The organism is Arthrobacter rhamnosi, from assembly GCF_054510975.1.
On the sequence record NZ_JBTNDN010000001.1, the window covers coordinates 598,590 to 615,106 of the forward strand.

At 69.1% G+C, this 16,517-nt stretch carries 14 protein-coding genes and 1 tRNA gene; 11 read left to right on the top strand and 4 right to left on the bottom strand.

Features of this window, described 5'->3' with window-relative positions:
• Positions 1 to 14 precede the first annotated feature (14 nt).
• The 4 genes from ACX80J_RS02805 (at position 15) to ACX80J_RS02820 (ending at position 4,923) form a co-directional block, all read left to right on the top strand.
• Entirely contained in the window at positions 15 to 956 is a 942-nt protein-coding gene (locus tag ACX80J_RS02805; RefSeq protein ID WP_459346751.1) for a metallophosphoesterase, read from the top strand.
• Positions 957 to 1,061: 105 nt separating this feature from the next.
• Complete coding sequence (locus ACX80J_RS02810; RefSeq protein ID WP_459346752.1) at positions 1,062 to 2,885, top strand: ABC transporter ATP-binding protein; 1,824 nt, start codon at positions 1,062 to 1,064, stop codon at positions 2,883 to 2,885.
• On the top strand, positions 2,882 to 4,747 hold the full coding sequence (locus ACX80J_RS02815; RefSeq protein WP_459346753.1) for an ABC transporter ATP-binding protein: 1,866 nt from the start codon (positions 2,882 to 2,884) through the stop codon (positions 4,745 to 4,747). The genes ACX80J_RS02810 and ACX80J_RS02815 overlap by 4 nt, the downstream gene beginning before the upstream one ends.
• Positions 4,748 to 4,846: 99 nt before the next feature.
• Positions 4,847 to 4,923, top strand: a tRNA-Pro gene (locus tag ACX80J_RS02820).
• A gap of 52 nt (positions 4,924 to 4,975) precedes the next feature.
• On the opposite strand, the gene ACX80J_RS02825 is transcribed toward ACX80J_RS02820, so the two are convergent.
• The 3 genes from ACX80J_RS02825 to purD form a co-directional block, all read right to left on the bottom strand.
• Positions 4,976 to 5,965 carry an NHL repeat-containing protein gene (locus ACX80J_RS02825; protein ID WP_459345616.1) on the bottom strand — a complete coding sequence of 330 codons (990 nt, stop codon included), beginning with the start codon at positions 5,963 to 5,965 and terminating at the stop codon, positions 4,976 to 4,978.
• Positions 5,966 to 6,173: 208 nt separating this feature from the next.
• Complete coding sequence (locus tag ACX80J_RS02830; protein WP_459345617.1) at positions 6,174 to 7,073, bottom strand: phosphoribosylaminoimidazolesuccinocarboxamide synthase; 900 nt, start codon at positions 7,071 to 7,073, stop codon at positions 6,174 to 6,176.
• A complete protein-coding gene (gene purD, locus ACX80J_RS02835; protein WP_459345618.1) occupies positions 7,070 to 8,362 on the bottom strand; it encodes a phosphoribosylamine--glycine ligase in 1,293 nt (430 codons plus the stop codon). The genes ACX80J_RS02830 and purD overlap by 4 nt, the downstream gene beginning before the upstream one ends.
• 177 nt (positions 8,363 to 8,539) lie before the next feature.
• Between purD and ACX80J_RS02840 the strand changes: the two genes are divergently transcribed.
• The 4 genes from ACX80J_RS02840 to paaZ are packed head-to-tail and all read left to right on the top strand — an operon-like array spanning position 8,540 to position 13,517.
• Positions 8,540 to 9,748: a thiolase family protein gene (locus ACX80J_RS02840; protein ID WP_459345619.1), complete on the top strand. Its 1,209-nt coding sequence runs from the start codon at positions 8,540 to 8,542 to the stop codon at positions 9,746 to 9,748.
• Positions 9,745 to 10,536, top strand: coding sequence for an enoyl-CoA hydratase/isomerase family protein (locus ACX80J_RS02845; protein WP_459346754.1), 792 nt, complete (start codon positions 9,745 to 9,747; stop codon positions 10,534 to 10,536). The genes ACX80J_RS02840 and ACX80J_RS02845 overlap by 4 nt, the downstream gene beginning before the upstream one ends.
• On the top strand, positions 10,533 to 11,396 hold the full coding sequence (locus ACX80J_RS02850; RefSeq protein ID WP_459346755.1) for a 3-hydroxyacyl-CoA dehydrogenase family protein: 864 nt from the start codon (positions 10,533 to 10,535) through the stop codon (positions 11,394 to 11,396). The genes ACX80J_RS02845 and ACX80J_RS02850 overlap by 4 nt, the downstream gene beginning before the upstream one ends.
• Before the next feature lie 33 nt (positions 11,397 to 11,429).
• On the top strand, positions 11,430 to 13,517 hold the full coding sequence (gene paaZ, locus ACX80J_RS02855) for a phenylacetic acid degradation bifunctional protein PaaZ (RefSeq protein ID WP_459346756.1): 2,088 nt from the start codon (positions 11,430 to 11,432) through the stop codon (positions 13,515 to 13,517).
• A gap of 46 nt (positions 13,518 to 13,563) precedes the next feature.
• On the opposite strand, the gene ACX80J_RS02860 is transcribed toward paaZ, so the two are convergent.
• On the bottom strand, positions 13,564 to 14,187 hold the full coding sequence (locus ACX80J_RS02860) for a TetR/AcrR family transcriptional regulator (RefSeq protein WP_459345623.1): 624 nt from the start codon (positions 14,185 to 14,187) through the stop codon (positions 13,564 to 13,566).
• 155 nt (positions 14,188 to 14,342) lie between these two features.
• Between ACX80J_RS02860 and paaA the strand changes: the two genes are divergently transcribed.
• The 3 genes from paaA to paaC are packed head-to-tail and all read left to right on the top strand — an operon-like array spanning position 14,343 to position 16,512.
• Positions 14,343 to 15,365 carry a 1,2-phenylacetyl-CoA epoxidase subunit PaaA gene (paaA, locus tag ACX80J_RS02865; protein ID WP_459345624.1) on the top strand — a complete coding sequence of 341 codons (1,023 nt, stop codon included), beginning with the start codon at positions 14,343 to 14,345 and terminating at the stop codon, positions 15,363 to 15,365.
• Positions 15,366 to 15,367: 2 nt separating this feature from the next.
• Complete coding sequence (paaB, locus tag ACX80J_RS02870; RefSeq protein WP_459345625.1) at positions 15,368 to 15,685, top strand: 1,2-phenylacetyl-CoA epoxidase subunit PaaB; 318 nt, start codon at positions 15,368 to 15,370, stop codon at positions 15,683 to 15,685.
• Positions 15,682 to 16,512, top strand: coding sequence for a 1,2-phenylacetyl-CoA epoxidase subunit PaaC (gene paaC / locus ACX80J_RS02875; RefSeq protein ID WP_459345626.1), 831 nt, complete (start codon positions 15,682 to 15,684; stop codon positions 16,510 to 16,512). The genes paaB and paaC overlap by 4 nt, the downstream gene beginning before the upstream one ends.
• Positions 16,513 to 16,517: the final 5 nt, after the last annotated feature.

Consider the following 16,517-nt stretch of genomic DNA (forward strand, 5'->3'; position numbering starts at 1 on the left):
AGGAAGCAGCTAGCGTGAAATCGACTCAGACAACCCGGAGCGGGGCACCGCTCGGCTGGGCGGCAGGGCTCACCCTGACCACCGCGGCCGCAACCCTCGCCTACGCCTCGGCGGTCGAGCGCACGCTGTACCAGCTGCGGGAGGAGACGGTTCCGATCCTCCCGCCCGGCACCGCTCCCCTGCGGGTCCTCCACTTGTCGGATATCCACATGGTTCCGGGACAGAAGTCCAAGGCTGACTGGCTCGCCGGCCTGGCGAGCCTGAAGCCCGACCTGGTGGTCAACACGGGCGACAACCTCAGCTCCAAGAAAGCCGTCGGTCCGCTGCTCGAGGCGCTCGAGCCGTTGCTGAGGGTTCCGGGAGTCTTCGTGCCGGGATCGAACGACTACTACGCTCCGGTGATCAAGAACCCGCTGCGGTACTTCGCAGGGCCGTCGATCACCCCGAAGGGCCCCCAGGACCTGCCGTGGGCGGACCTGTTCAGCGCCTTCGGTGCCGCCGGCTGGGTCGATCTCACCAACAGGGCCCAGTCCATCGGCTTCCGGAACATGCGCATCGACTTCACGGGGGTCGATGATCCGCACCTCGGCCGAGACCGGTACGTTCCCTACCCTCCCGGGAGCAGCACCTCGGCCGAGGCTCCGCACATCCGGATCGCCGTCGCGCACGCACCCTACCAGCGCGTCCTCGACTACTTCAGCGACGGCGGAGCGGACCTGATCCTCGCCGGCCACACCCACGGCGGCCAGGTGTGCATCCCGGGCTACGGAGCGCTCGTCAGCAACTGCGACCTGCCGACCTGGCGTGCCCGTGGACTGACCCAGTGGGACTCCAACGGCCGCACCGTACCGCTCAACGTCTCCGCAGGCATCGGAACCTCGCGTTTCGCGCCGGTGCGGTTCGCCTGCCGGCCGGAAGCAGTGCTCCTGACGCTCACCCCCCGGAGTTCCCGCTAAGCGGCATCTCCCTGCTTCTTCGGGGTCACGGACCATGATCGGTGGGACAGCCGCTCTGCCCTAGCATGGTTGCTAGGGGACACCAACGACCATCGAAGAGTTGGCATGAAGAACCAGATCACACTGTGGCAATCGCTCGGACGGCTGTACCCGCACGTCCGGCCGATCATCCCGCGCCTGCTTCTCGGACTGCTCTGCGCCCTCGGAGCGAGCGTCATGGCGCTCGCCATCCCCCAGGTGCTGCGCGTCCTGGTCAATGACGCCCTGGCGGAGGGAGGGTCTGCGCGTACCGTGTGGATCGCGTCCGGCGTCGTCCTCCTGCTGGGAGTCCTCGAGGCGACCTTCGTGGCACTGCGGCGGCAATTCGTCATCACTCCGGCCACAGCGGTGGAAACGAGCATGCGCACCTCCTTCTACCGCCACCTGCAAAACCTGACGATCGAGTTCCACGACCGCTGGGGCAGCGGCCAGCTCCTCTCCCGCGCCATGAGCGACCTGAACCTGATGCGCCGCTGGATGGCGTTCGGGCTCATCATGCTGGTGGTCACCTCATTGACCGTGGTCATGGGCGTGACCGTGATGTTCCTGACCAGCTGGGTGCTCGCTCTGATCTTCCTCGCGGCCGCAGTGCCCCTCATGGTCTACGGCTACCGCTTCCGCAGGTCCTACAGCCGCGTCTCCCGGAAGAGCCAGGACCAGGCCGGCGACCTCGCCACCACGGTCGAGGAGTCGGTCCACGGCATCCGGGTCCTGAAGGCCTTCGGGCGCAGCCGCGAGGCGCTGGAGGACTTCGAGGAGCAGGCGGAGGAACTGCGCCGGACCGAGATCTTCAAGGCGAAGTCGCTCGCCAATTTCTCGATGACCGTCACGCTGCTGCCCGAACTCGCGCTGGGCGCGTCCCTCGTCGTCGGCGTCATGCTGGCCGCGGACGGGACCGTGTCCATCGGGGCGCTCGTCGCCTTCTTCGCGACCGCCGCAGCCGTTGCAGGGCCGGTCGAATTCATCGGCCCGCTGCTCGCCATGACCTTCACGGCGAAGACTGCCATCGACCGCCACTACGAGGTCATGGACTCCGAGAACACGATCACGGATCCCCGCGAGCCCGCCCACCTCGCCGAGCCCCGCGGCGAGGTCCTGTTCGAGTCCGTCCACTTCCGCTATCCCGATGCGCAGGACGACGCCGGCGACGTCCTCGACGGCATCGACCTGCACCTGCGGGCCGGCGAGACCATGGCCCTGGTCGGGGTCACGGGCTGCGGCAAGAGCACCCTCCTCCAGCTCGTCCCGCGGCTGTACGACGTCACCGGTGGCAGCATCACGATCGACGGCGTGGATCTGCGGGAGTTCAGCCTCGGGGAGCTGCGGACGCTCGTGGCGGTCGCCTTCGAGGACACGACGCTCTTCTCCAGCTCCGTGCGGGACAACGTCCTGATGGGTTCCGATACGACCGGCCCGGAGGCCGAGAGGGTCCTCACCGAGGCGCTGGAGGTGGCGCAGGCACAGTTCGCGTTCGCCCTGCCGGAAGGGCTCGACACCCTCATCGGCGAGGAGGGCCTGAGCCTGTCCGGCGGCCAGCGCCAGCGCATCGCCCTGGCACGGGCGATCGCCGCGCGCCCCACGGTGCTGGTCCTCGACGACCCGCTCTCGGCGCTCGACGTCGCGACCGAGGAACGCGTCGAGGAGGGGCTGCGCGCCGTCCTGAGGTCGACGACCACGCTGATCGTGGCGCACCGGCCGTCCACCGTCGCCCTGGCGGACCGCGTGGCGCTCCTGCAGGACGGGCGCATCGCCGACGTCGGCTCGCACTCCGAACTGCTGGCCCGCAACGACCACTACCGCTACGTCATCGCCAGCCTCGATGACGAGGAGATCGCTCAGCTGGGACGCACGGCCCCGCCGGAGCACGACGACGAGGAGGCGCTGGCATGAGCCGCACGGCAGCACCCGGCGGGGTCCCCGGGGACAACGGGAGGGAACCACGGGGAGCGACCTCCGCCGGCGTCCTCAACGAGGACGACGTCCTGCTCGACCGGGCGCAGAGCAAGTCCGTGCGCTCGAGGTCCTTCCGGCTGCTGGGCTCGCTCATCCGGCCGAACCGCAGGCAGTTCCTGTGGACCCTCCTCCTGGTCGTCATCTCCCAGGCCGCCCGGGTGGCAGGGCCGGCCGTCATCGCCTTCGGCATCGACCACGCCCTGCCCGCCCTGATCGCGGGCGATCCGCTCCTGCTGTGGGCGGCCGGCGGCACCTATCTCCTGGCGGCGGTACTCGCCTCGGTCCTGACAGCGGGCTACGTGCGTGCGACGGCCCAGCTCAGCCAGACCATGCTGCTGGACCTCCGGGTGCGGGTCTTCCGCCACACGCAGCGGCTGAGCCTCGAGTTCCACGAGAAATACACGTCCGGGCGCATCATCTCGCGGCAGACCTCGGACCTCGATGCGCTGCGGGAACTGCTCGATTCCGGTGTCAGCTCCCTCGCCTCGGGCGTCATCTTCATGCTCTTCACCGCCGCGACCATCTTCGCCCTCGACTGGCGGACGGGCTTCCTGATCCTGGCGGCGGCGGTCCCGATGTTCTTCCTGGCCCGCTGGTACCAGAAGCACTCGCAGATCGCCTACCGCGAATCCCGCGTGGTGTCGGCGAAGCTGATCGTCCACTTCATCGAGACGATGACCGGCATCCGCGCCGTGAAGGCGTTCCGCCGGGAGGCGGTCAATGCGCGCCGGTACGACGAGCTGGCCGAGGACTATCGCAGGGTCACCGTGCGCTCCATCAACCTGAACGGGATCTTCCAGCCCGGGCTCGTGCTGATCGGCAACGTCACCGTCGCCGTCGTGCTGGTGTTCGGCGGGTTCCGGGTGCTCGGCGGAACCCTCGAGGTGGGTGCACTCCTCGCCCTGCTCCTCTACAGCAAGCGCTTCTTCCAGCCCGTGGACCAGATGGCCATGTTCTACAACTCGTTCCAGTCCGCCGCCGCAGCCCTGGAGAAGGTCTCCGGGCTGCTGGAGGAAGTGCCCACCGTCCGGCCGCCGAAGAACCCCGTGCCCCTGCCCCAGCCACGCGGAACCATCGAGTTCTCCGACGTCGGTTTCCGCTACGGGGACGGGCCGGTGGTGCTGCCCACCCTGAACCTGTCCATCCCCGCCGGGCAGACCGTCGCCCTGGTGGGTCAGACGGGAGCCGGCAAGTCCACCATCGCCAAGCTCATCGCCCGCTTCTACGACGTGTCGGAGGGCGTCCTGACGCTCGACGGCGTGGACCTCCGGGACCTCGCGACGACGGACCTGCGGCGCGCCGTCGTGATGGTCACGCAGGAGGCGTTCCTCTTCAGCGGATCCGTGGCGGACAACATCGCCCTGGGCAGGCCCGATGCCGGCCGCGAGGAGATCGTGGCGGCAGCCCGGGCCGTGGGTGCGGAGGGCTTCATCCTCGAGCTTCCCGAGGGCTTCGACACGGACGTCAACAAGCGCGGCGGGCGCGTGTCCGCGGGGCAGCGGCAGCTCATCAGCTTCGCCCGGGCCTTCCTCGCCGATCCGACCGTCCTCATCCTCGACGAGGCGACCTCATCGCTCGACATCCCGAGCGAGCGCCTGGTGCAGGAGGGCCTGCAGAAGCTCCTCGGCAACCGGACGGCGCTGATCATCGCGCACCGCCTCTCCACCGTGGCCATCGCCGACCGCGTCCTCGTAGTGCACGACGGCCAGGTGGTGGAGGATGGGACGCCGGCGGAGCTGATCGGCGGAACGGGCCGTTTCGCCACCCTGCACGCGGCGTGGAAGGACTCGCTCGTGTGATTCGGCGTGCGCTCGGCGGGTCCGGTTTTCCTCGCCGCTGATCCTCGGCTATTCTTGGACAGTTGCTGTTCGGGAGGTCCACGCCTTCCGGAGCGACACCGGGGTGTGGCGCAGCTTGGTAGCGCGCGTCGTTCGGGACGACGAGGCCGCAGGTTCAAATCCTGTCACCCCGACCACAGAAAGGCCCGCCGGCAGACGCCGGCGGGCCTTTCCCATGTCAGGACGCGGTCAGCGGGCCGCGGTGGTCACGACCTCGTACCCGTCGGGATCGGGGACGCCGAACTTGGCGTTGGCGAGCGCCAGCGTGTTGCCGAACAGGGCCACCGTGGTGGGGACCTCGAACAGCGGGCTCATGATGACGTCCTCGACGACACCGCTGGACAGGTCCCTGGACAGGTCGATCCGGCTGACCTGGTTGAGCCTGTTCTGGACGGCGTAGAGCGTATCGCCCTTGGCCAGGATGCCGTCGACGTTCGGCAGCGCCCCCGTCGCGATGAGGGCGCTGGCCCCGGTCTCCGGATCCACCGTGTAGACGGCCTGGTTCGCCGAATGCGCCACGATCAGCGTCCGGCCGCCGTCGACGGAGGTGATGCCGTTGAGGTTGAATCCGGGAGTCACCACCTCGGCTGCCGGTCCGGACAACGGGATCGTCCGCAGTTCCCCGAGGGCCCCCCGCGGTCCCACCGGGAGGAAGTACAGCTCGGCACTGCGGGAGTTCGTGAAGTAGGCTCCGTCCCTCGTGAGCGTGACGTCGTTGATGAACGCGTCCCCCGTGGCCAGCTGGAACTCCGCGACCGCGGCACCGGTGCGGGTGTCGTAGACGTACGCCTGGCCCGTCGCGCCACCCGCGACGAACAGCAGCTTGTTCCGGACGTCCGCCTTCAGTCCGACGGCGGCCCTGCCCTCGGGGGCGTCGATGAAGAGTTCGGCCGTACCCTTGCGGATGTCGCCGCGGAAGATGTCCCCCCGGCCGAGGTCGCCCGCATAGAACGTCTTGCCCCTGCCGGCCGCGATGCCCTCCGCCGACGATGCGCCGGGGAGGGGAATGGTGCTGTCCTGGTGCCTGGAGAAGGCGGGGGCCACCTGGCTGGACGGAGAGGGAGGGGCTGCGACGGCGGCGGTGCCCGGCAGGAGGATGCCTGCCGCGACGGCGGCAGCAGCGGCGCGGAGTGCCCGGCGGGTGGCCGATCGGCCCGTGGTGTTCTGGCTGGTGTTCACTGTGCTCCTCGCTGGTGCGCCGCGAGGGCCCCTTCCGGAGGGTCCGCACGGCGCTGTGTCGAATGAGATCTGGAGAGGGTCGATCATCGTGGAATGCGGCCGAGTCTGCCCGGTGGCCGGGTATCGACCAGGGGCCGGACCGCGATCACATTCCGGTCACGGCCCCATCGTGCCTGTCCAGCCCCGCTACGGCAAGGCCTGCGGAGCCTCAGGCGAAGGTGCGCCCGGTCAGCCGCTCGTACGCCTCGATGTAGCGGGCACGCGTGCGCTCGACGACATCCTGCGGCAGGGCCGGCGGTTCGGAGTGGCGGTCCCAACCCGAGGCGTCGGACCTCAGCCAGTCGCGCACGAACTGCTTGTCGAAGGAGGGCTGCGCCTGCCCGGGTGCGTAGAGGGCGGCGTCCCAGAAGCGGGAGGAGTCGGGGGTCAGCACCTCGTCTCCGAGCGTGATGCGGCCGGTGAATGGGTCGAGGCCGAACTCCACCTTGGTGTCCGCGAGGATGATGCCGCGCTCCCGGGCGATGGCCTCGGCCCTCGTGTAGATGTCGAGCGTCAGTGAACGGAGCTGCGCCGCGGCGTCGTCGCCCACGGTCATGACGACGGCGTCGTAGCTGATGTTCTCGTCGTGCTCGCCCACCTCGGCCTTGGCCGAGGGCGTGAACAGGGCCGGCTCAAGGCGTGAGCCGTCCACCAGCCCGGCGGGCAGCGGCAGGGAGCACACCGTCTGCGACTCCCGGTACTCGACCAACCCGCTCCCGGTGAGGTAGCCGCGGGCGATGCACTCGATCGGGTACATGACGAGCTTCCGGCAGATCATGGCCCGGCCCTCGACGGCGGCCGGCACGCCGCCGGCTCCGTCGGAGGCGATCACGTGGTTGGGGATGACGGTGAGCCGCTCGAACCACCAGAGGCTGAGCTGGGTCAGCACACGCCCCTTGTCGGGGATCTCCGTGGCCAGGACGTGGTCGTACGCGCTGATCCGGTCGCTCGCGACGACGAGGACGACGTCGTCGCGCCCGTCCTCCGGTTCGTACAGGTCCCGCACCTTGCCGGAGTAGACGTGCCGCCAGCCGGGCAGCTCGAGGTGGGCGGGGGCGAAGGTGCTCATGCCGGAGCCGCCGCGGGCCCGGTGACCTTGACTTCGGAGCGGGAGGCCTTCAGCGCGATGTCCGTCCGGTACTGGCCACCCTCGAGCTCGATCAGCTCCAGGCTCTCGTAGGCGGTGGACCGCGCATCCTCGAGGGAGTCCCCCAGTCCGACGACGGCGAGCACGCGGCCGCCGGCGCTGACCACCTTGCCGTCGCGGAGCGCCGTGCCGGCATGCAGCACGTGCGCGCCGTCGACCTTCGCGGCCTTCTTGAGCCCGCGGATGCGGCGCCCGGTCGCGGGAGCATCGGGGTAGTTCTCGGATGCGAGTACGACGGCGACGGCCGTCCTCGGTGACCAGTTGAGCTGGTCGACCTGGTCGAGGGCGCCCTTCGCGGCAGCGAGCAGCACTCCCCCGAGCGGCGTCGTCAGCCGGGCGAGCACCGCCTGCGTCTCGGGGTCACCGAACCGCGCGTTGAATTCGATCACCCGCATGCCCCGCGAGGTGAGGGCGAGGCCCACGTAGAGGACACCGGCGAAGGGCGTGCCGCGAAGGGCCATCTCGTCGATCACAGGCTGCGCGACGCGGGCGACGACCTCGTCGACGAGGCCCCCGGGAACCCACTCCAGCGGCGAGTACGCGCCCATGCCCCCGGTGTTGGGGCCCTGGTCGCCGTCGGAGATGCGCTTGAAGTCCTGGGCCGGCGCGAGCGGGACCACGGTGCTGCCGTCGGAGAGGACGAACAGCGAGACCTCGGGTCCGTCGAGGTATTCCTCGATGACCACGGTGCCGCCTGCCTCGAAGCACGCCGACGCATGCGCACGCGCCGCCTCGAGGTCGTCGGTGACGACGACGCCCTTGCCGGCGGCCAGCCCGTCGTCCTTCACGACGTACGGGGCGCCGAAGGTGCACAGCGCCTCGATCGCCTCCTCGTCCGTCGCGGCCACCCGGGCCATCGCGGTGGGTACGCCGGCAGCGGCCATGACCTGCTTCGCGAACGCCTTGGACGCCTCGAGCTGGGCCGCAGCCTTCGTGGGACCGAAGACGGGGATGTTCGCCTCCAGCAGCGCATCGGCGACGCCGGCGGCGAGCGGGGCCTCAGGGCCGATCACGACAAGGTCGGAGCCGAGCCGGCGGGCCAGTTCGGTCACGACGGCGGGGTCGTTCGCGTCGACGTCGTGGGTCGGGACGTCCTCGGCGATCCCGGCGTTGCCGGGGGCCGCGTGCACCTCCCGGACGTGCGGGTCGGCCAGCAAGGCCCGGACGATGGCATGTTCGCGGCCTCCGGGGCCCAGCACAAGAACCTTCACAGTAGGACAGCGTACTGGAGAGGGTTCCGACGCACACAGCGCCCGTCCCCTGTTACGCCACCCGGCGGGACGGCCCGTGTTGACGGGCCCTGATCAGCATGGGATTCTTTGGTGAACGAACGGTCAGTAACTAGGAGTCGACGACGACCCCTCGCCCGTCGTGACGGGAGCTGCCTCATGTCTTTCCTTCCCCAAGCCTTCCTGGTCGGTGGCAGGCGCACCCCGATCGGGCGGTACGGCGGATCGCTGGCGAGCATACGCCCGGACGACCTGGCCGCCCTGGTGGTCAGGCAGGTGGTGACCGACGCCGGCATCGACCCACAGACCGTCGACGAGGTGATCCTGGGCAATGCCAACGGCGCCGGTGAGGAGAACCGCAACGTCGCGCGCATGGCGTGGCTGCTGGCCGGTTTCGACGACACCGTACCCGGGATCACCGTCAATCGGCTGTGTGCCTCCGGGCTGAGTGCGATCACGATGGCCTCCCACATGGTGAAGGCCGGAGCGGCGGAGCTGGTGGTCGCGGGCGGCGTGGAGTCGATGTCCCGTGCTCCCTGGGTGATGGAGAAACCGACCACGGCCTATGCGAAGCCCGGAGAGGTCTTCGACACCTCCATCGGCTGGCGGTTCACGAATCCCGCCTTTCGGAAGATCGACAAGATGACGTTCTCGATGCCCGAGACCGCCGAGGAGGTTGCGCGGGTCGACGGCGTCACACGGGAGGACGCCGACGCATTCGCCGTGGCATCGCACGACAAGGCGATCGCCGCCATCAAGGCCGGCTCCTTCGACCAGGAGATTCTTCCGGTTCCGGTCCAGGGACGGAAGGGGACCGAGACCGTCGTCGACACGGACGAGGGACCGCGCCCCGGAACGACGATGGAGACCCTGGCCGGGCTGCGCCCGGTCGTGACTCACGGCTCGGTGGTCACGGCCGGGAATTCCTCCTCCCTGAACGACGGAGCCTCCGCGATCCTCGTCGCGTCCGAAGCCGCCGTGAAGAAGTACGGGCTGACTCCGCGGGCACGGATCGTCGACGGCGCCTCCGCCGGCGTCCCACCGCACCTCATGGGCCTCGGGCCCGTCCCCGCCACGCAGAAGGTGCTCGAGCGCGCGGGCTGGAGCATCACAGACCTCGATGCCGTCGAGTTGAACGAAGCCTTCGCGACGCAGTCCCTCGCCTGCATTCGACGCCTGGGGCTGGACCCTTCCATCGTCAACAGGTACGGCGGGGCCATCGCCCTGGGACACCCGCTGGGCTCATCAGGGTCACGCCTGGTGGTCACGCTGCTCGGACGGATGGAGCGTGAAGGAGCAGCACGGGGGCTGGCGACCCTGTGCGTGGGCGTCGGCCAGGGCAGCGCCCTCCTCGTGGAGACGCCATGACCGGCCGGCAGTTCGGCGGAGAGTTCACTGCGCTGCGGAGCGAGGAACGGGAGGACCGCCTCTCCATCACCCTCGACCGCCCCGCAGTACGCAACGCCATCGACGCCACCATGGTCGAGGAACTGCACACGGTGTGCGGCTACCTGGAGCGCGTGCCGAAAATCCTGATCCTCTCCGGCACCCGTGCCGACGGGAGGGGGATCTTCGCCTCCGGAGCGGACATCGCGCAGCTGAGGGAACGACGCCGCGACGACGCGCTGACCGGGATCAACTCGCAGATCTTCGACCGGATCCACAGGCTGCCCCTGCCCGTGATCGCCGCGATCGACGGCTTCGCCCTGGGGGGAGGCGCGGAGCTGGCATACGCGGCCGACTTCCGCATCGCCACCCCCGACCTCCGGCTCGGGCAACCCGAGACCGGCCTGGGAATCATCGCCGCCGCAGGCGGGCTGTGGCGGCTCAAGGAGCTCGTCGGCGAGCCCGTCGCGCTGGACATCCTGCTGGCGGGGCGGATCCTCGACGCCGAGGAGGCCCTCGCCCTGCATCTGGTCACCGAACTGCATCCCCCCGGCGACCTGCTCGCAGCTGCGCACGCGCTGGCCGACCGCATCGCCCGGCAGGATCCACTCGCCGTGCGCATCTCCAAACGCGTCTTCGCCGCGCCCCGGTCGGCCCACCCGCACATCGATGAGCTCGCCCAGGCCGTGCTGTTCGAGTCCCAAGCCAAGTTCGACCGCATGCAGGCCTTCCTCGACCGCAAGAACCCGCCGCACCAGGAGCACGAATGAGCCCCGCGCAGACCATCCCGGCCGTGACGGGCGTCCTCGGCGGAGGCCGGATGGGAGGGGGCATTGCGCACGCCCTCCTCGTCGCCGGCTCGACGGTCACGGTGGTGGAACGTGACGACGCAGCAGCGAATTCAGCCCGCCAGCGCATCGAACGGGACCTCGCCGCCTCCGTGGAACGCGGGACCGTCGGCAGCACCTTCGAGGAACTCGCGAGCCGGCTCACCGTCTCCCTCGACCCTGCCGACTTCGCGCCGGCCGGACTCGTCGTGGAGGCCGTCCCCGAGTCCTGGGACCTGAAGGTCTCCGCCCTGCAGGACGTCGAACGCCACCTCTCCCCTACCGCCTGGCTCGCCACGAACACGTCCTCACTGTCCGTGGACGGACTGGCCGAACAGTTGGCCCGGCCCGAACGGTTCTGCGGCCTGCACTTCTTCAACCCGGTACCGGCATCGAAGCTCGTCGAGGTCGTCATCTCCAGGCACACCGCACCCGAACTCAGGGACCTCTCCGTGCAGTGGGTCCAGGACCTCGGCAAGACGCCGGTCGTGGTTCGTGATGCCCCCGGCTTCGCGTCGTCACGACTGGGCGTCGCCATCGCGATCGAAGCCATCCGCATGGTGGAGGAAGGTGTCGCCTCGCCGACCGACATCGACAATGCGATGGTGCTGGGCTACAGGTTCCCGGTGGGCCCCCTCGCCCTCACGGACATCGTCGGCCTGGACGTGCGCCTCGGGATCGCGGAGTACCTGGCCTCCACCCTGGGCCCCCGGTTCGAGCCCCCTCAACTGATGCGCGACATGGTGGATCGCGGGGAACTGGGCCGCAAGACCGGCAAGGGCTTCTACACCTACGACGACTAGATCCACCCCCGACATCGCAGTGAAAGGACTCCCGTGGCACTCCAGACCCAGACCATCCTCCCCAGCTACGTCCAGGGCCGATGGTGGACCCCGGACGACCCGCAGAAGGTCACCGAGGTTCGGGACGCATCGACCGGCGAGACGGTCGCCCGCATATCGACCGACGGGCTCGACATCAGGGCAGCCATCGAGTTCGGGCGCACGGTGGGACAGCACTCGCTCGGGGAGTACACCATCCATGAACGCGCGCTCAAGCTCAAGGAGATCGCCCAGTACCTCACCGAGCACAAGCAGGCACTCTACGACGTCTCCTACCTCACGGGAGGCACGCTCAAGGACCACTTCTTCGACGTGGACGGGGGAATCGGCACCCTGTTCACCTTCTCCTCGAAGGGTCGCCGCGAGCTTCCCAACGCCAACGTCATCGTGGACGGGGCCGTCGAGCAGCTGTCCAGGGACGGATCGTTCCTGGGTGAGCACCTGTACTCCCGGATGCCCGGCGTCGCCGTGCAGATCAACGCCTTCAACTTCCCGGTCTGGGGCTTCCTCGAGAAGTTCGCACCGTCCTTCCTCGCCGGCATGCCGACCATCGTGAAGCCCGCCACTCCTACCGGCTATGTCACCGAGGCCTGCGTGCGGCTGATGGTCGATTCCGGGATCCTGCCCGAGGGGTCGCTGCAGCTGATCTCCGGCTCCGCCCGGGACCTGCTCGATCACCTCGACTACCGTGATCACGTGGCCTTCACCGGGTCCGCCGGAACGGCGCAGACCCTGCGTTCTTCCGACAGGGTCCTCAACGAAGGCATCCGGTTCACCGCGGAGACGGACTCGCTGAACGCCGCCATCCTCGGTCCGGACGCCACGCCCGACACCCCGGAATTCGACGCCTTCGTCAAGGCCGTCTTCGTCGAGATCACCTCCAAGGCCGGGCAGAAGTGCACTGCCATCCGCCGCGTCATCGTGCCGCAGAACCGTGTCGAGGACGTCGTCTCGGCGGTCGCGGAGCGGGTGCAGCAGCGGGTGGTGGTCGGCGACCCGCGCACCGACGGCGTCACGATGGGTGCCCTGGCGTCCAAGGAGCAGCAGTCCGAAGTGCGCAAGGCGGTGGAGCGACTGGTAGGAGCGGGCGGCATGGTCCGCCTCGGGGGTCCGGACGCCCCGACGGGCGCCGATGAGGCAGCAGGGGCCTTCTTCCCCGTCACCATCCTGTCCTTCGACGATCCGTTGACGCCGGAAGTGCATGTCGTCGAAGCCTTCGGGCCGGTCACCAGCGTCATCGGCTACACCGACATCGACGACGCCGTGCGCCTGGCCGCTCTCGGCGGCGGCTCACTCGTGGCGACCGTCTGCACCAATGACGGCGCCACCGCGGCCCGCTTCGCCGCCGGCATCAGCGCCCACCACGGCCGCGTGCATTACCTGAACCGGCAGGACGCCACGACGTCCACCGGTCACGGCTCCCCCATGCCCCACCTCATCCATGGCGGGCCGGGGCGTGCAGGCGGCGGCGAGGAACTCGGCGGCGTCCGCGGCGTCAAGCACTACATGCAGCGCACCGCGATCCAGGGTCCGCCGGACATCCTCACCGCCATCACCGGGATCTGGCATCGGGGCGGCACGGCGGAGACCGTGACCCGCGAGAGCGTGGACAACGGCACGGGCATCCACCCCTTTCGCAAATCGCTCGAAGACCTGCGCATCGGCGACCAGTTCGCGTCCGAGCTCCGCACGGTGACCCTCGAGGACATCAGCGACTTCGCCGGAACGACCGGCGACACCTTCTACGCTCACACCGACGAGGACGCTGCGACAGCCAACCCGTTCTTCCCCCGCCGGGTCGCCCACGGCTACCTGCTCGTCTCCTGGGCCGCGGGGCTGTTCGTCGACCCCGCGCCCGGACCCGTCCTGGCGAACTACGGTCTCGAGAACCTGCGATTCATCACGCCCGTGACCTACGACGACGCCATCCGGGTGACCCTGACGGCGAAGCAGATCACGCCGCGGGTGACTGACGAGTACGGAGAGGTGTGCTGGGACGTGGTCCTGCACAACCAGCGCGATGAGATCGTGGCGACCTACGACGTGCTGACACTGGTCGCCAAAACCTGGCCCTCCGCCTGATCGGACCGCACGGCGGCCTCGGCCATCGAACCGGGTTTCGACCCAGTTACGGAGCGCGCAACCCGGAGAAGGCGAGCGCGACGACGGTGTCGGCGAGCTCACCGGTGGACTTGCCGGCCTCGGGCCGGTACCAGTCGACGATCGAGTTGATCATGCCCAGCAGCAGGCGGGCGGCCGACCGGCTGCTCAGGTCGGTCCGCAGCGAGCCTTCCTGCTGGGCTCGTTCGATGAACGCTGCGACCTGGGCGGTGATGGAACGCCGACGCTCGAGCGCCCGGAGTTCGACGTCGGAGTTGCCCCGCAACCGCAGCAGGAGGGTCACGTAGGGCATCTGGTCGACGAGCACGGACACTGTCCGCCGCACCACGTGCTCGAGCCGCTCCAGGTCGGACACGGCGGCGCTGTCCTCGGAGGCGATGACCTCCTCGAGGGCATCGAGGGCCCGGTTCAGGGCCTGCTCCAGGATCTCCTCCTTCGACTCGACGTGGTGGTAGATGGCGGACTTGGAGATCCCGAGGTGCCCGGCCAGGGTGCCCATCGACGTTGCGTCGTACCCGTGGAGGTTGAAGACGTCCACGCACACGCGCAGCAGCGTCTCGCGGTCGTAGCCCGGCCGGCCCCGGCGCGGCGTATCCGTCGGCGCGGACGCGGGCGCCGGTGCGTTCGTCATGAGGACCTCTGTTTCGACGGGGAGGACGGACGTGGAAGTACGAGTCTAGAACGGCCTGCGCGGCCAGGGAGCGTTGACCCGGTCCCATGAACATTATATTCTGAACGAACGGTCAGTCAGTCTCCTGGCCTGGCACCTTCGAAGAAAGGGACACCATGACGACGCAGACTCCCGGGCTCCGCTCCATCCCTGCCGCCGAGGCTGCCGGCCCCGTTCCCTCCGACGAGGACCGCGCCGGGCAGGAGCACTTCGACCGCCTCATCGCCGCCGACTCCCGGATCGAGCCACGGGACTGGATGCCCGCGGCCTACCGCAAGACGCTCGTCCGCCAGATCTCCCAGCACGCGCATTCCGAGATCATCGGCATGCAGCCGGAAGGGAACTGGATCTCCCGGGCGCCCTCGCTCAAGCGCAAGGCCATCCTCATGGCCAAGGTCCAGGACGAGGCCGGACACGGCCTGTACCTCTACTCCGCGGCCGAGACACTGGGAACCCCACGCCACGTCCTCACCCAGCAGTTGCTGGACGGCAAGGCCAAGTACTCCTCGATCTTCAACTACCCGGCCCGCACCTGGGCCGACATGGGGGCGATCGGCTGGCTGGTCGACGGCGCTGCCATCGCCAACCAGGTCCCGCTGTGCCGCGCCTCCTACGGTCCCTACGGCCGGGCGATGGTGCGCGTCTGCAAGGAGGAGTCCTTCCACCAGCGGCAGGGCTTCGAGATCCTGCTCGAGCTCTCCCACGGAACGCCCGCGCAGAAGAAGATGGCGCAGGACGCAGTGAACCGCACATACGGCCCGGCCCTGCAGATGTTCGGCCCTCCCGATGAGGACTCCCCCAACTCCCAGCAGTCGATGGCCTGGAACATCAAGCGTTTCTCCAATGACGAGCTGCGCCAGCGCTTCGTGGACATGATCGTCCCGCAGGCCGAGGCCCTGGGCCTGACCCTGCCCGATCCCGACCTCAGGTGGAACGAGGAGCGCGGACATTACGACTACGGGCAGCTCGACTGGAACGAGTTCAAGGCCGTGCTGTCCGGCAAGGGCCCCTGCAGCGTCCAGCGCCTGCAGACCCGCCGCAAAGCCCACGACGACGGCGCCTGGGTCCGCGAAGCGGCAGCCGCGTACGCCGGCAAGAGGGCGACGCAGCGCGCCTCGGCCGAACTCGCAGGAGCCTGAGCATGGATTCCGGCGACCCCGCCGAGAGCGCAGCATCATCTGCCGCGTGGCCGCTGTGGGAGGTGTTCGTGAGGTCCTCGCGCGGGCTCTCCCACGTCCACGCCGGCTCGCTGCATGCCCCGGATGCGACCATGGCGATCCGCAACGCCCGGGACCTGTACACCCGTCGCAACGAGGGCACGTCCGTCTGGGTCATCCCCTCCGAGGCGATCACCGCATCGGATCCCGACTCCAAGGGCGGTTACTTCGAATCGCCCCAGGGCAAGAGCTACCGGCATGCCATCTACTACACGAAGAGTGAAGGAGTGAAGCACCTGTGAGCTTCGCATCCCACGACTCGGCCACGAGGATCAGCGCCGGCAGCGCCATCAGCGCCGAGGAGATCGCCGCCGCCGGCACCAGGGCGCCCGAGGACGTCGCCCGCTACGCCCTGTGGCTGGGAGACGACGCCCTGATCCTCGCCCAGCGCCTGGGCGGGTGGATCGCCCACGCTCCCGAACTCGAGGAGGACGTGGCACTGGCCAACATCGCCCTGGACCTGCTCGGACATGCCCGCTTCTTCCTCACCTACGCCGGCACGGCGTGGGGGAAGACCGAGGACGACCTGGCGTACTTCCGGGACGAGGAGGAATTCCGCTCGTGCCGCCTCGTCGAACAGGAGAACGGCGACTTCGGACAGACGATCGCGCGTCAGCTCATCTTCTCCTTCTACCAGTACGAGCTCTACCGCCGGCTGGTGTCCTCGACGGATCCCACGCTTGCAGCCATCGCCGGCAAGGCCCTGAAGGAGGTCCAGTACCACCAGGACCACGCAACCCAGTGGGTGCTGCGCCTGGGTCTCGGCACCGAGGAATCCAGGCGGCGCATCCAGGCCGGGTTCGACTACCTGTGGCCCTACGTCGATGAACTGTTCCACGACGACGACGACCTGGTCCGTTCCCTCGGCGGCGCCGCCGTGCTGCCGTCCTCCCTCCGCCCCGACTTCGACCGGCGGATCGGCGCTGCCCTCGGTGAAGCCGGCCTCGACCTGCCCGGCGTCCCCGGCGCCTACGGTGGAAACCGTTCCGGTGAGTTCAGCGAGCAGCGCGGCCACATCCTGGCCGAGATGCAGGTGCTGGCCCGTCAGCACCCGGGCGCCACCTGGTGACCGGA

What these genes read in the sequence shown, in the direction of transcription:
- ACX80J_RS02810 (WP_459346752.1), top strand. Translation starts at nt 1,062, where the DNA reads ATGAAGAACCAGATCACACTGTGGCAATCGCTCGGACGGCTGTACCCG.
- ACX80J_RS02815 (WP_459346753.1), top strand. Translation starts at nt 2,882, where the DNA reads ATGAGCCGCACGGCAGCACCCGGCGGGGTCCCCGGGGACAACGGGAGG.
- ACX80J_RS02830 (WP_459345617.1), bottom strand. Translation starts at nt 7,073, where the DNA reads ATGAGCACCTTCGCCCCCGCCCACCTCGAGCTGCCCGGCTGGCGGCAC.
- ACX80J_RS02840 (WP_459345619.1), top strand. Translation starts at nt 8,540, where the DNA reads ATGTCTTTCCTTCCCCAAGCCTTCCTGGTCGGTGGCAGGCGCACCCCG.
- ACX80J_RS02845 (WP_459346754.1), top strand. Translation starts at nt 9,745, where the DNA reads ATGACCGGCCGGCAGTTCGGCGGAGAGTTCACTGCGCTGCGGAGCGAG.
- ACX80J_RS02850 (WP_459346755.1), top strand. Translation starts at nt 10,533, where the DNA reads ATGAGCCCCGCGCAGACCATCCCGGCCGTGACGGGCGTCCTCGGCGGA.
- ACX80J_RS02860 (WP_459345623.1), bottom strand. Translation starts at nt 14,187, where the DNA reads ATGACGAACGCACCGGCGCCCGCGTCCGCGCCGACGGATACGCCGCGC.
- paaA (WP_459345624.1), top strand. Translation starts at nt 14,343, where the DNA reads ATGACGACGCAGACTCCCGGGCTCCGCTCCATCCCTGCCGCCGAGGCT.
- paaB (WP_459345625.1), top strand. Translation starts at nt 15,368, where the DNA reads ATGGATTCCGGCGACCCCGCCGAGAGCGCAGCATCATCTGCCGCGTGG.